General features: G+C 72.8%; 15 protein-coding genes. 9 read left to right on the forward strand and 6 right to left on the reverse strand.

Going from position 1 to position 12882, the window contains the following annotated elements:
• Positions 1–162 precede the first annotated feature (162 nt).
• Complete coding sequence (locus BIU96_RS12955) at positions 163–1356, reverse strand: PP2C family protein-serine/threonine phosphatase (protein WP_071293034.1); 1194 nt, start codon at positions 1354–1356, stop codon at positions 163–165.
• A 131-nt stretch (positions 1357–1487) separates the two neighbouring features.
• Here BIU96_RS12955 and BIU96_RS12960 point away from each other — a divergent pair, with 131 nt between their 5' ends.
• From BIU96_RS12960 to BIU96_RS12980, 5 genes are read left to right on the forward strand one after another with little or no spacing between them, the layout of a single operon-like run.
• Entirely contained in the window at positions 1488–2423 is a 936-nt protein-coding gene (locus tag BIU96_RS12960) for an ABC transporter ATP-binding protein (protein WP_071293270.1), read from the forward strand.
• Positions 2420–3190 (forward strand): ABC transporter permease, encoded by a 771-nt coding sequence (locus BIU96_RS12965; protein WP_175477549.1) that lies wholly within the window; start codon positions 2420–2422, stop codon positions 3188–3190. The genes BIU96_RS12960 and BIU96_RS12965 overlap by 4 nt, the downstream gene beginning before the upstream one ends.
• Before the next feature lie 59 nt (positions 3191–3249).
• On the forward strand, positions 3250–4494 hold the full coding sequence (locus BIU96_RS12970; protein WP_139200028.1) for a sensor histidine kinase: 1245 nt from the start codon (positions 3250–3252) through the stop codon (positions 4492–4494).
• A complete protein-coding gene (locus tag BIU96_RS12975) occupies positions 4491–5117 on the forward strand; it encodes a response regulator transcription factor (protein WP_071293036.1) in 627 nt (208 codons plus the stop codon). The genes BIU96_RS12970 and BIU96_RS12975 overlap by 4 nt, the downstream gene beginning before the upstream one ends.
• 21 nt (positions 5118–5138) lie before the next feature.
• Positions 5139–5462 (forward strand): hypothetical protein, encoded by a 324-nt coding sequence (locus BIU96_RS12980; RefSeq protein ID WP_139200029.1) that lies wholly within the window; start codon positions 5139–5141, stop codon positions 5460–5462.
• Between the two features lie 137 nt (positions 5463–5599).
• Here BIU96_RS12980 and BIU96_RS12985 read toward each other — a convergent pair whose 3' ends face one another.
• Positions 5600–6331 (reverse strand): alpha/beta fold hydrolase, encoded by a 732-nt coding sequence (locus BIU96_RS12985; RefSeq protein WP_071293038.1) that lies wholly within the window; start codon positions 6329–6331, stop codon positions 5600–5602.
• Positions 6332–6626: 295 nt separating this feature from the next.
• Between BIU96_RS12985 and BIU96_RS12990 the strand changes: the two genes are divergently transcribed.
• Positions 6627–7157, forward strand: a complete 531-nt coding sequence (locus BIU96_RS12990; protein ID WP_071293039.1) for a hypothetical protein — start codon at positions 6627–6629, stop codon at positions 7155–7157.
• A 20-nt stretch (positions 7158–7177) separates the two neighbouring features.
• Here the strand turns inward: BIU96_RS12990 and BIU96_RS12995 are convergent, their stop codons facing one another.
• The 4 genes from BIU96_RS12995 to BIU96_RS20280 are packed head-to-tail and all read right to left on the reverse strand — an operon-like array spanning position 7178 to position 10110.
• Positions 7178–8035, reverse strand: coding sequence for a helix-turn-helix domain-containing protein (locus BIU96_RS12995; protein ID WP_071293040.1), 858 nt, complete (start codon positions 8033–8035; stop codon positions 7178–7180).
• 52 nt (positions 8036–8087) lie between these two features.
• Entirely contained in the window at positions 8088–8903 is an 816-nt protein-coding gene (locus tag BIU96_RS19075; protein WP_083402893.1) for an AraC family transcriptional regulator, read from the reverse strand.
• Positions 8900–9544 (reverse strand): signal peptidase I, encoded by a 645-nt coding sequence (gene lepB / locus BIU96_RS20275; RefSeq protein WP_071293041.1) that lies wholly within the window; start codon positions 9542–9544, stop codon positions 8900–8902. Before lepB ends, BIU96_RS19075 begins: the two co-directional genes overlap by 4 nt.
• 2 nt (positions 9545–9546) lie before the next feature.
• On the reverse strand, positions 9547–10110 hold the full coding sequence (locus BIU96_RS20280; protein ID WP_254786143.1) for a hypothetical protein: 564 nt from the start codon (positions 10108–10110) through the stop codon (positions 9547–9549).
• 110 nt (positions 10111–10220) lie between these two features.
• Here BIU96_RS20280 and BIU96_RS13015 point away from each other — a divergent pair, with 110 nt between their 5' ends.
• The 3 genes from BIU96_RS13015 (at position 10221) to BIU96_RS13025 (ending at position 12850) form a co-directional block, all read left to right on the forward strand.
• Positions 10221–10997: an SDR family oxidoreductase gene (locus BIU96_RS13015; RefSeq protein WP_071293043.1), complete on the forward strand. Its 777-nt coding sequence runs from the start codon at positions 10221–10223 to the stop codon at positions 10995–10997.
• 255 nt (positions 10998–11252) lie between these two features.
• Positions 11253–12122 (forward strand): VOC family protein, encoded by an 870-nt coding sequence (locus BIU96_RS13020; RefSeq protein ID WP_071293044.1) that lies wholly within the window; start codon positions 11253–11255, stop codon positions 12120–12122.
• Between the two features lie 161 nt (positions 12123–12283).
• Complete coding sequence (locus BIU96_RS13025) at positions 12284–12850, forward strand: GNAT family N-acetyltransferase (protein ID WP_071293045.1); 567 nt, start codon at positions 12284–12286, stop codon at positions 12848–12850.
• The last annotated feature ends 32 nt before the right edge of the window (positions 12851–12882 follow it).

Consider the following 12882-nt stretch of genomic DNA (forward strand, 5'->3'; position numbering starts at 1 on the left):
GTGCGCCCTCGGCGCACCACACACGGCATGTCGTGCGCTCTCGGGCGGACCCGCGGGCGGCGTGCCCAGCGCGACCCGCGCCGCCCTCGACGCATCACGCGCGGCATGTCGTGCACCCTCGGCGCGAGCGGCTACCAGCGCGAGCCGCGACCCGCGTCAGCGTCAGTCGCGCGCGACGACGACGACCGTCAGGTCGTCCCCCGGGTCGTGCGTCACCGCACGGGTCCGCACCCGACCGAGGAACGTGTCGATCTCCGGCGCGTCCCGCCACATCGCCCCGAGCGCGCCCAGTGACGCGAGCGTGGAGTCCCACAGCTCGAGCGCACCGTCGCTGACGAGCAGGAGGACGTCGCCCGCCTCGAGCTCGAGGGTGCCCGTGACGCGGTCCGCCCCGACCGGGTGCAGCCCGATCGGCAGGTCGTAGGAGCGCAGGACGGTCTCGGTGCCGTCGGCGTGCAGCTGGATCGCCAGGCCGTGCCCGGCGTCGGTGAACGTCATCCGGCCGGTCGCGGGGGTCAGGCGGCCGTGGAACATCGTGGCAAACGACTCGGCACGGCTGAGGTCGGGTCCGACCTGCGCCTCGAGCGCGGCCACCGCACGGTCGGTCGGCTCGGAGCCGCGGGCGAGCAGGGCGCCGCGGATGGTGGCGGCGAGGAGTCCGGCGGACATGCCCTTGCCCATCACGTCGGCGACCGTCACGACGAGGTCGTCCCCGTCGACTCGCCAGTCGTGGAAGTCGCCCGAGACGACGCCGTGCGGCACCGACGTCCCGCCGACGCGGTAGCCGGGCAGCGCCAACGCGGAGGGCTGCAGGCCGGTGAGCACCGAGCGGAGGCGGTCCTCGTCGGCGCCGGCGGCGAGCTCGCGTTCGGCCCAGACGCCGAGCTCCTCGAGCAGCGCGAGGTCGTCGGGCTCGAGGGTGCGCGGTGTGGGGTCGATGAGGCAGAGCGTGCCGACCTTGACGTCGTCGTCGCCGACCCGGAGCGGGACACCGGCGTAGAACCGGACGTTCGGGTCGTCGACGACCATCGGCATGTCGGAGTAGCGGACGTCGGCCCGCGCGTCGGGGACGACCACCGGCCCGTCGACGCCGAGGGTCCGGCCGCAGAAGGTGTCCTGCAGCGGGATGGTGGGTCCGAACGCGTCATCGCTCTGCTGCGACTTGATCGTGATCGTGTCGAGCCCGGCCAGGTTGAGGAACGAGCCGCTGACCCCGAACGCCTCGCGCGCGATGCGGGTGATCCGGTCGAACCGTTCCTCCGCCCCGCCCTCGACCACGTCGAGCGCCGCGATGAGTGCCGCGCGCCGGACGGCGTCCGTGGTGGGACGGTCGGAGACGACGGGGTCGGAGTGCATGCGTCCACGCTAACGCGCCTACCGGACAGTCGACGTCCCCAGTACGGAGGACGCAGCCGTGACAGATGTCACGGCGTGATCGTGACGTCCGGCCGAGGTCCGACTGTCCACCCGGCACGAGGGTGGACACCATGAACGACACACCGGTCATCCAGCTCCGCGGCCTCCGCAAGCGCTTCGGCGCCGTGGCCGCGGTCGACGGCGTCGACCTGACGATCCGTCCGGGCGAGGTCGTCGCCCTCCTCGGCCCGAACGGCGCGGGCAAGACCACGACGGTCGACCTCGCGCTCGGCCTGTCCGCCCCGACGGACGGCGAGGCCCTGCTGTTCGGCGCGGAGCCCCGCACCGCGGTCGTCGCCGGACGGGTCGGCGCGATGCTGCAGGGCGGCGCACTGCTACCGGACACGACCGTCCGCGACGCCGTGGCCCTCGTCGCGGCCGCGCACCGCCGTCCGATGACCGTCGACGAGGCCCTGCGCCGGGCGCGCTGCACCGAGATCGCGGGACGCCGGGTGAACAAGCTGTCCGGCGGGCAGCTGCAGCGGGCGCGGTTCGCGGTCGCCGTGGTCTCGGACCCGGACCTGCTGGTGCTCGACGAACCGACGGCCGCGATGGACGTCGAGGCCCGGCACACGTTCTGGTCGTCGATGCGGGAGTTCACCGACGCGGGGCGCACGGTCGTCTTCGCGACCCACTACCTCGACGAGGCCGACACCTTCGCCGACCGCATCGTCATCATGCGCGCCGGTCGGATCGTCGCCGACGGCTCCCCCGCCGAGATCAAGGCGATCACCGCCACCCGCGCCGTCCGGTTCAGCGGGGTGGGACCCGACGCGCACGTCGCGTTGCGCGGTCTGCCGGGCGTCGTGGGTCTGGAGGCTCGACACGACTCCGTCACGCTCCGTTCGGACCGCAGCGACGACACGCTCAGGGCCCTGCTCACCTCGTTCCCCGAGGCGTACGACATCCAGGTGGTCGCCTCGACCATGGACGACGCGTTCCTCGCCCTCACCGCCGACCCCGCCACCGCTGGCGCGGGCACCGCCCCCGAAGGAGTCCTCGCATGAGCACCGTCACGACAGCCGGCCGTCTGCCGATCCGGTACGTGTACCTCGAGACGAAGCGCCAGCTCCGGAACGTCCGCGCGATGGTGTTCACCTTCGCCGTCCCGGTGGTGATGCTGCTGGTGTTCGGGTCGGCGTTCGGCGGGCAGCAGGACCCGACGACGCACCTGCAGTACCTCGTCGTGACGACGCTGCAGATGGCCTCGTACGGCGCCATGATGGCCGCCCTCAGCCAGGCGTTCGCGATCGTCAACGAGCGCTCGATCGGCTGGAACCGCCAGCTCCGCGTCACGCCGTTGTCCGGGTGGGGGTTCATGGTGTCGAAGGTGATCGCCGCGATGGCCTTCGCCGCGATGTCGATCGCCATCACCGTGCTCGTCGCGGTCGTCGGCCTGCACGCCTCGCTCGACGCCGGGCACTGGCTCGCCGCGGCGTTCGGGATCTGGTGCGGGGTGGTCCCGTTCGCCCTCATCGCGATCCTGATCGGGCAGTTCGCCAAGCCGTCGTTCGCGCAGCCGCTGTTCATGGTCGTGTTCATGGGCCTGGCGATCCTCGGCGGGCTCTGGGTCCCGCTGAGCGTGATGCCGGACTGGATGGGCTCCGTCGCCCACCTGCTGCCGTCGTACTGGCTGAACCGCATCGGGCAGATGGGTGCCGGGGCGACCGGTGACGCCGGCATGCTCGAACCCGCGGTGGTGCTCGCGGGGTGGGCGCTCCTGCTGTCCGCGGTGATCGTGTGGCGCTACCGCCGCGACGCCGCACGCCAGTGACCGACGGCACCACGGCGACCGACGGCGCGCCGGTGACCGACGGCCCTACGCTGGCACCGATGTCCGAGGCGACCAGCACGACCGAGGCGCGGGGCACGGCGGACGCGCCACGCGCCTCCAGGCCCGCGCCCCGCTCGTTCCCGTGGGCCGTCCCGCCGGACGCGACCGACGACGAGATCCGCGTCGGGCGCCGGCGCTGGTACGCCGGCGCGGTCTTCGCGCTCCTGTGGCAGGTGCTCGAGGTCATCGCCGTGTGGACCGACGGCCGGAGCCTCCGCGCGCACGTGGTCTCGACGATCGCGCTCGCCGTCGTCTACGCGGCGTACCTGTTCGCGCCGGAGCTGATGTGGCGGCGGAGCCTCCGCGGACGGGTGGTCGTCCTGGCGGGTGTCGCCGTGCTGGCCGCGCTCCTGCTCTTCGTGGTCGGGCCGCTCGCGGTGTGGACCTGGCTGCTCGTCGCCGCGCTCTCCGGGTTCGTCGCCGAGCGGTTCTGGGTCGCCGGCGTGGTGGTGCTCGGCATCGTCGGCGCGCAGTTCCTCGTCGCCGCGAGCACGGGCTGGGACACCGCGGTGAACAGCGGCATCCTCTTCGCGCCGGTGATCACGGTGTCCGTCGGGGCGTCGATGCTGTTCTTCGGTCGACAGCGCGAAGCCGAGCAACGGCTGGGGTTCGCGCAGGACGAGATCACCCGGCTCGCGGTCGTCGAGGAGCGCGCACGGTTCTCGCGCGACCTGCACGACGTGCTCGGCCACTCGCTCACCGTGGTCGCGATGAAGTCGGAGCTCGCCGCTCGTCTCGTCGACGTCGACCCCGCGCGGGCGAAGGCCGAGATGCAGGACGTCGAACGGCTGTCCCGCGACGCCCTGCAGGGGCTCCGCCGAGCGGTCAGCGGCTACCGCGAGGCAGACCTCGACGCCGAACTCGTGTCCGCCCGGGCAGCGCTCTCGGCGGCAGCGATCGACGCCGTGCTCCCCGCCGACGGTTCCGCCGCCGGTGACGAGGTGCGGAGCCTGTTCGCCTGGGTCCTCCGCGAGGGCATCACCAACGTCATCCGGCACGCGGCGGCCAGCCGGGTCCGGGTGACCCTGACCCGCACGACGCTGACCATCGAGGACGACGGGACCGGTTCGACCGCGGGCGCGACCGCGACGGCGGGCGCGCGAACCGGCGGGGCGTTCGACGTCACCGGCGGGAACGGGCTCCGGGGCCTCCGGGAACGCGCCGACGCCGTCGGGGCGACCCTCACCACGGGAACGAGCGACCTCGGGGGCTTCCTGCTCCGGGTCGAGAGGAGTCGTCGATGAACGCCACGATCCGGGTCCTGCTCGCCGACGACCAGGCGCTCGTCCGCGGCGCCCTCGCGTCGCTGCTGTCGCTCGAACGGGACATCGAGGTGGTCGCCCAGGTCGCGCGGGGCGACGAGGTGCTCGACGCCGCACGAACGTCGGGCGCTACCGTGGCTCTGCTCGACGTCGAGATGCCCGGTGCCGACGGCCTCACCGCGGCCGCGACCCTGGCCCGCGAACTGCCGACGTGCCGGTCCCTCATCGTCACGACGTTCGGCCGGCCCGGGTACCTCCGCCGTGCCCTCGAGGCCGGAGCCGCCGGGTTCGTCGTGAAGGACACGCCCGCGGAGCAGCTCGCCGACGCCGTCCGCCGGGTGGCCGGCGGCTTCCGCGTCGTCGACCCGGTGCTGGCCGCGGAGTCCCTGGCGGCCGGGCCGTCCCCGCTCACCCCGCGCGAGACCGACGTCCTCATCGCGTTCCGCACGGCGCCGACCGTGGCCGGGGTCGCGGGCACGCTGCACCTCTCCGAGGGCACCGTGCGGAACCACCTGTCGTCCGCGATCGGCAAGACCGCGGCGCGCAACGCGACCGAGGCCCTGCGGGTCGCGGCCGACAACGGCTGGCTGCTCGGCACGGGGTGACCCACGGCGTAGCCTTGCTGGGTGCTCCGTCGTGTCGTCCCCGTGCTCGTCCTCGGTGTCGCCGCCGCGCTGACCCTCGCCGGCTGCGGCGCCCACGACTCGACCGGACAGGTCTCCGTCACGGTGTCCTCGAACGCCGCCGACCACGCCTACGAGGTGAAGGTCTTCACCGCCGAGACCGGCAAGCTCTCGGAGCACCAGCGCGTCTTCCCCGGCGGCACCGCGGACTTCGCGGGCGTGCCCCTCGGCCGGGTCACCGTGCGTGCCGCCGACCTCTGCCCGCAGGAGACCACGGTGTCGAACGGCGAGGTCGCGAGCGTCACGCTGACGACGACGGGCTGCTGACCACTCCGGTCACCGGACGTCACCTCCGCTGGGTGGAACCGGTGCGGGCCGGGAGGCGCGGTGCGCGTCGGACGCGCGCCGTGCCTCCCGACCGGGTCGCGCCTGCCGACCGGGTCGCGCCTGCCGACCGGGTCGCGTCAGGCGGCGGCGTCGGTGCTGCCCGTCGCGGTGACGGCGCGCTCGATCACGTCGGCGACGTCCTTCGGGTGGGTCTGCATGACGAGGTGCGGCGCCGGCAGTTCCGTCACGTCCTCGATGCCGGCGCGGGTGTAGCCGAAGCGCTCGACGTCGGGGTTGATGGTGTGGTCCTCGCTGGAGACGATCGCCCAGGCCGGCGTCGTCTTCCACGCGGCGACCGATGCCGGCTCACCGAACGCGGCACCGGACAGCGGCCGCTGGGACACGGCGAGCACCTCGGCGACGCGGGGGTCGAGACCACCGGCGAACACCTCGGGGAACGCGTCGATCTCCACCGACACGTCGGTGCCGTCCTCGGCGCCTGCGATCGGGTACGGCGTGTACACGAGGTTCGCGGCGAGGTCGGAGTCGGGGAAGCCGCCCTGCAGCTGCCCCAGGCTCTCGCCCTCGTCGAGGACGTACCCGGCGACGTAGACGAGGCCCACGACGTTCTCCGCGGCGCCGGCGACGGTGATCACCGCGCCGCCGTAGGAGTGGCCGGCGAGGACGACGGGACCGTCGACGTGCTCGGCGACGGCCCGGACCGAGGCGGCGTCCTCGGCGAGGCTGCGGTTGTAGACCGGCGGCACGATGACGGTGTGCCCGCGGTCGAGGAGCTCCCGGGTGACCGGGGCCCAGCTGGCGGCGTCGGCGAAGGCGCCGTGCACGAGGATGATCGTGGGTGTCGTCATGGTTGCACTCCCTGTGTGCGTGGAACGTGGCGGACACGGCCGGACGAGTCGTCCGGCGGCCGGCGCGCGAGGTGCCCGGCGTGGTCACGCTAGGGGCCGACGGCCGCTGCGGTCCTGTCCCTGTCGTTCCCCGTCACGTCGCCGCGACCACGGGCGGACGTGGGCCGATCCCGTCGCACGCGCCGGTGTCCGAGGCCCGTCTGCCGCTCCGGCCCGCGGTGCGAGCAACCGTGACGGCGTCCGGGGTACTGACCGGGTCCCCCTCCGTCCGGCCGGCGATCGGTACGGTGGCCGGATGGACCACGGAGACGGACCGACGACGGCGTCGGTGCAGGAGTTCGTGGACGCACTGACCGAGCCGGTCGTCGTCCTCGACCGGTACCTCGACGTGGTCGCAGCGAACCGGATCGCCGGGGCGGTGTCGGCGTCGTTGACCGTCGGGACGAACCTGGCACGGTTCACGTTCCTCAACCCCTACGTCGAGGACTCCGCCGACGACTGGGAGGAGTCGGTGCACCGGACGGCCGCGATGCTCCGGGACTCCCTCGAGCAGCACGGCGAGGACCCCCGCTTCCGGGAGCTCGTCGGCGAGCTGATGGCCAGGAGCCCCGCGTTCGCCTCCGAGTGGGCGGCCGGACGCGACGAGCCGCTCCGACGCGGGGTCACGACGTTCGAGAACCCCCTCGTGGGGCGTGTGGTCCTGCGGTGGGAGCAACTCCGCCGGGACGACGACCACGAGCACGTCATGGTGCTGTGGGCGCCGGTCGACGAGGCGTCCGCGCGGGGGCTCGACGCGCTGCGGGACCTGCTCCGGGGCGAGCCCTAGCCCGGTGACGGGACGACGTCCTAGCCGGCGGTCTGCTCGCCCTCGATCGGGGTGCGGCGGTTGATCCGCTGCTGCACCTGTGCGGCCAGGTAGGCGACCGCGGCCGCCTCCGGGGTACCGGGGTCGACCCAGAACGTGACGAGCACGTGGCTGCTCCCCGGGATCGCCAGGTTCTGCCAGCGGAACTCCACCCAGCCGATCGGGTCGATCCAGTGCCGGGACTGCCCGGTCCGCTGCTCCGCGACGTCGTGCCGCGCCCAGATCGCCGGGAAGTCCGGGTCCTGCAGGGTCAGCGTGCCGACGATCTCCTGCAGTCGCGGGTCAGCAGGGTCGGCGTGCAGCCGCAGGGCCGCGACGACGCGGTGTGCGGTGCCGCGCCAGTCGACGGCGTGCTCCCGCGAGGCGTCGGTGAAGATCTGCAGGACGAGGTTCGCGCCCGGTTCCATGTAGCCGGGGCCGAGGGCGCTCGCGAGGGCGTTGGACAGGATGATGTCCTGGTTGCGGTCCATCACGAACGCCGGGGTGTGTGCCCACTGTGCGAGCAACGACCGGACGGAGTCGTCCACGCCGGGAGGTGCGGCACCCCGTTCACGGACCCGTTCGGCGTGGGCGAGCCGGCGCATGTACCCGGCGGCCTCGGCGTCGAGCAGCAGCGCCCGGGCGAGGGCGGCGAGCACCTGGTCGGAGGGCTGGTGGTCCCGGCCGCGCTCGAGTCGCAGGTAGTACTCGGCGCTGATCCCGGCGATCCGGGCCACCTCTTCGCGACGGAGCCCGTCGACGCGGCGCCCCGGCTCGCGAGCGAGCCCGAGCTGCTCGGGCTGGACCAGGGCGCGACGAGCGCGGAGGTACTGTCCCAGCTCGGATCGTCGCTCGTCCACGGGAGCAGGATAGCCGAAAACCGCACACAAGAGAACCACCGTTCTCGGTCGGTCAGTCGAACGTGCGACCCGTCCGACGCATCGACTCGTTCGGGCCCTCGCCGAACCGCCGCCGGTAGTGCGCAGCGAAGCGTCCGAGGTGCGCGAACTGCCACCGGTGCGCGACGTCGCGCACCGTGCGGATGCCACCCCGCGGCGCGGTGAGCTCGAGGTGTGCGCGGTCGAGCCGGACCTCGCGGAGGTACCGCATCGGCGACACCGCGAGCCGCCGCCGGAAGAGGTCCTGCAGCCCCCGTTCACTGAGTCCCGCGCCGACCGCGATGTCCGCGACCTCGATCGGCTCGCCCGCGTGGTCGTGCACGAACCGGATCGCCCGACGCAGCCGGTGCTCGACGTCGGATCGCGACCTGGTGAAGGTCGACAGGACCACGGTCGTCACCCGCCGGTTCAACGCGGCACGGTCGGTGGTGCCCAGTTCCGGGTCGACGATCCGGTCGCCGACCTCCCGCAGCAGGGCGAGGAGCGGCGCCACCCCCGGGTCGTCGGGGTCGGGCTGGACGAAGACCGACGGTTCGTCCGTGTCACCGAGCGCCGAGGGCGCCACGTGCAGCAGGGTCATCGCGGTCGCGTCGGTGTCGAACGCGTAGGCCACCGGCGCGGAGAGCATCATCGGCCGCCCGGCCGGCACCTGCCACTCGCTGCCGTCGTCGTCGGTGAGCACGGCGTGCCCGTCGGCGAGGACGAAGACCACGTGATCGGGGCGCGGCCCGATCGTGCCGGCCTGCGGACCCGCGGTGCGGATGCGGTGCAGCGAGACCTGGTCGTCCCCACCGGTCTCGTAGGCGAAGGTCGGTTCGGCTGACGTCACGGTTTGCCTCCGGTCGGCGACGGGTCAGGGACACCGTCCCACACGTCGCCGTGCCGCGACAGCACCGTCCACCGTGACACGGGCCAGGTCGTCAGGAACGCCCGGCCCACGACGTCCGCCACGGGGACGGTGCCGTGCACCCGCGAGTCCGCGGAGTCGTACCGGTTGTCGCCCATCACCCAGAGCCGCCCGGTCGGGACGGTGACCGAGAAGTCCTCCGCCGACACCCGGTCCGACCCCGGTGCGAGCACCACGTAGGACTCGTCGACCGGGTGCCCGTTCACCGAGAGCCGGCCCTGCGCATCGCAGCAGGACACGGTGTCGCCGGGCAAGCCGATCACCCGCTTGATCAGGTCGTCACCCTGCGCCGCGGTGAGCCAACCACCGGGGTCGCTGAAGATCACCACGTCACCGCGCTGCACCGGGACCACCCCGGGCACGAGTTCGTTCACGAGCACCCGGTCCCCGACCAGCAGGGTGTTCTCCATCGACTCGGAGGGGATGTAGAACGACCGGACCAGGTAGGCCTTCACCAGGAACGACGCCAGCACCGCCGCGACCACGATGATCGCGACGTCGCGGAGGAACCTCCGCCCCGGGCGACTCGACGCCTCACCGCCGTGCGCCGGCGTCTTCGGCACGCTCAATGCGTCAGCACCACCTTCACGAACCCGATGACGAACGCGACCGCCGCGAGCACGATGCTGCCCCACAGCCCGAGGAACGTCGGACGCTTCCCGCTGAAGCGCTGCATGAACACGCCGACCATGCCGATGCGGACGACCAGGATCACCGTCGCAGCGATCTGCGCCCACTCGGCGGGCAGCCAACCGATCCACGCCGCCGCGTAGAGCACGGCGGGGATGAGACCGGACGTCGCGATCGGGTTCGCGTTGCGCACGATGGTCGCGACGGACTGGCGTCGGTCGTGGTCGGAGGACTCCTCGGCCCCGAGACCGTGGGCGACGAGGTGCGACAGCACGTGCGCGAGGTACGTCAGGACCGCCGTCGCGAGCACCGTGAGGACCGCGGCGCCGTGGTGGATCTGGTCGGGGTCCACCGCGATGGCCACGGCGAGGACCGTGATGTTCCCGTAGATGTACGACGACATCCGGTCGCGCACCTGGTCGAGTGGGAAGGTCGCCGGGTCCGGCCGGCCGCCACGCCGACCGCGCGGCCGGTCCGGCAGAGGTCGTGAGCGAGGCATCCACCCATCTTGGCCCTGACCGGCGCGGCCCAGCCGACAGGACACCGAGTGCGATGCCAAGCTGGGTGCGCCGGCGCACCGCTGCGGCGGACAGACTGGAGGCGCGACCCATGTCCCACAGACCCCTCGCCCTGGTGACCGGTGTCGGTCGACGAGCCGGGATCGGCGCGGCGCTCGCGCTGCGGTTGGCGACCGACGGCTGGGACCTGGCCATCTCGTGGTGGGGCCCGTACGACGCCCGCGTGCACGGTGCCGCCGATCTGGAAGGCGTCGACGCCGTCGTCGCCGAGTGCGAGCACGCGGGTGCACGCGTGACGCGCCTCCCGGTCGACCTCGCCGACCCGGAGCAGGCGGCCGCGCTCGTGGGTCGCGCCGAGACCGAGGCGGGCGCCCCGGTGACGGCCGTCGTGCTGTCGCACTGCGAATCGGTGGACTCCGACTTCACCACCACCACGCTCGAGTCGTTCGACCGGCACATGGCGGTGAACGTCCGCGCACCGTTCCTCATCGTGCAGGTCTACGCGGAGCGACTCCGGGCCGGAGCACCCGCCCCCGAGGACCGCCGTCGGGTCATCGCCCTGACGAGCGACCACGTCGCGTTCAACCTGCCGTACGGCACGAGCAAGGGCGCACTCGACCGGCTGATCGTCGGGGCGGCGCAGGAGCTCGCCGACGTCCACGTCAGCGCGAACCTGGTCAACCCGGGGCCGAACGACACCGGGTGGATGACCGAGGAGATCCGGCAGTCGGCGATCGCGCAGACCCCGGGCGGGCGTCCCTCGATGCCGAGTGACACCGCGGCGCTCGTCGGGTTCCTCTGCGGGCCGGACGGCGGCTGGGTGAACGGGCAGCTGCTCAAGTCGGACGGCGGGTTCAGCGCGAAGTAGCTGCAGCCGTCCACGTGTGCCGTCGTCGTGTTGCGACGGCGCGCGCTCGGCGACCGGGGGTGGGGGCGCGGACTCGGAACGACTTCGCCGATGTCGTACGACGATCGCCGTGTCGTACCCGCTCGCGGACAACCGTTGCGCGCGCCGGCGTGCGTCATGACCGACGTCGTACGACATCGGCGGTGTCGCTTACCCGCACGCTGGCGCTGCGACCATTTGGTTGACGCGTCAACCATTTCGGCGCACACTGAGGACATGCACACGCAGGACCTCCTCGCCGCCGACACCGGGATGGGCGCGGTCACGCTCCGGGTCGCGAACCTCGACCGGATGATCGGGTACTACCGCGAGGGCGTCGGCCTCTCCCTGCTCTCCGACGAGGGCGGGACCGCCGTGCTCGGACGAGGCACCACTCCGATCGTCATCCTCGAGCACGCGCCGTCGATGCAGCACGCCGCTCCGCACGAGGCCGGCCTGTTCCACACCGCGATCCTGTTCGACACGAAGGCCGACCTCGCCGCCGCCCTGTACTCCGTCGCGACGAAGTACCCGCAGACGTTCACCGGCAGCGCCGACCACCTCGTCAGCAACGCGTTCTACTTCACCGACCCCGAGGGCAACGGCGTCGAGCTGTACTGGGACCGCGACCGCACCGAGTGGTCGTGGACGCACGGCATGGTCGACATGGCCACGATCTTCGTCGACCCGAACGAGTTCCTGCGGGAGAACCTGACGGAGGACGCCCTCTCCGGCGCATCCGCGCGGCCGGGCCGGGTCGGCCACGTGCACCTCTCCGTCGGCGACGTCGCAACCGCGAAGGCGTTCTACGTCGACCAGCTCGGCTTCGCCACCACCGCGGGGTGGGGCGAGGCGCTGTTCGTCAGCGCCGGCGGGTACCACCACCACATGGCGATGAACACGTGGAACTCCCGCGGGGCCGGTCGCCGGCAGCTCGCCCTCGGACTCGGACTCGTGCGCATCGAGGTCCCGGCCGCGGACGACCTCGGCGCCCTCGTCGCGCGCATGCACGACACCGGGGTGCAGACCGCCGACGACGGCCGGACCGTGGCGTTCGAGGACCCGTGGGCGAACCGCATCGAGGTCACGGCGCCGGGTCGCGGCTGACGCGCGGGCGCGGCCGCGGCCGCGGCCGTGTGCCCGCGAAAGCGACAAGACGCCGCCGGACGCTCGGTTCGCCCTCGCCAAAGCGACAGAAGGCCGCGGACGTTCGGCGGCGAACTGTCGCTTCCGTGTTCTCGGACGGCGGCGTCCGGCAGGATGGACCCGTGACTGAAGACATCCGGTGGGAAGTCGTCGAGGAGAGCACGCTGTCGCTCCCCGACCACGAGGCGATCGCAGCGCTCCTGGGGCAGGCGTTCCCCGACTGGTCGCACTGGTACGTGGGCGGCCGGAGCTGGTCCGGGATGCAACCCGAGCGTCGGGTGCTCGCGCACGACGCCGACGGGGTCGTCCTCGCCCACGTCGGCATCCGACGCATGTTCGTCACCGTGGGCGGCCGGGACGTCCTGGTCGGCGACACGGGCCTGGTCGCGGTGTCCCCGCGACTGCAGGGAACCGGCGTCGGCCGCGAGCTCATGACCCGTACGCACGCGGTCCTCGACGGACTCCAGGTGCCGTACGGGTTCCTGGGCGCCGGCGAGAACCGGATCCCGTTCTACGCACACCTCGGCTGGCACGAGCTCGACGACGTCGTCGGCACGTTCTCGGCGTTCACGGCCGAGGGTGCGGGCGTCAGCAACACGGAGCAGGGCGGCTGGATGGTCCGGCCGGTGGCCGAAGCGCTGGAGGACTGGCCGACCGGACCGATCTGGCTGAACGGCCAGCAGGTCTAGAACTCGACCGGACGACGGACGGGAGGCACGGT

The organism is Curtobacterium sp. MCBA15_008 (genome assembly GCF_001865065.1).
In the GTDB taxonomy this organism is placed as follows: Bacteria; Actinomycetota; Actinomycetes; order Actinomycetales; family Microbacteriaceae; genus Curtobacterium.

What these genes read in the sequence shown, in the direction of transcription:
- BIU96_RS12955 (WP_071293034.1), bottom strand. Translation starts at nt 1,356, where the DNA reads ATGCACTCCGACCCCGTCGTCTCCGACCGTCCCACCACGGACGCCGTC.
- BIU96_RS12960 (WP_071293270.1), top strand. Translation starts at nt 1,488, where the DNA reads ATGAACGACACACCGGTCATCCAGCTCCGCGGCCTCCGCAAGCGCTTC.
- BIU96_RS12965 (WP_175477549.1), top strand. Translation starts at nt 2,420, where the DNA reads ATGAGCACCGTCACGACAGCCGGCCGTCTGCCGATCCGGTACGTGTAC.
- BIU96_RS12970 (WP_139200028.1), top strand. Translation starts at nt 3,250, where the DNA reads ATGTCCGAGGCGACCAGCACGACCGAGGCGCGGGGCACGGCGGACGCG.
- BIU96_RS12975 (WP_071293036.1), top strand. Translation starts at nt 4,491, where the DNA reads ATGAACGCCACGATCCGGGTCCTGCTCGCCGACGACCAGGCGCTCGTC.
- BIU96_RS12985 (WP_071293038.1), bottom strand. Translation starts at nt 6,331, where the DNA reads ATGACGACACCCACGATCATCCTCGTGCACGGCGCCTTCGCCGACGCC.
- BIU96_RS12990 (WP_071293039.1), top strand. Translation starts at nt 6,627, where the DNA reads ATGGACCACGGAGACGGACCGACGACGGCGTCGGTGCAGGAGTTCGTG.
- BIU96_RS20280 (WP_254786143.1), bottom strand. Translation starts at nt 10,110, where the DNA reads ATGCCTCGCTCACGACCTCTGCCGGACCGGCCGCGCGGTCGGCGTGGC.
- BIU96_RS13015 (WP_071293043.1), top strand. Translation starts at nt 10,221, where the DNA reads ATGTCCCACAGACCCCTCGCCCTGGTGACCGGTGTCGGTCGACGAGCC.
- BIU96_RS13020 (WP_071293044.1), top strand. Translation starts at nt 11,253, where the DNA reads ATGCACACGCAGGACCTCCTCGCCGCCGACACCGGGATGGGCGCGGTC.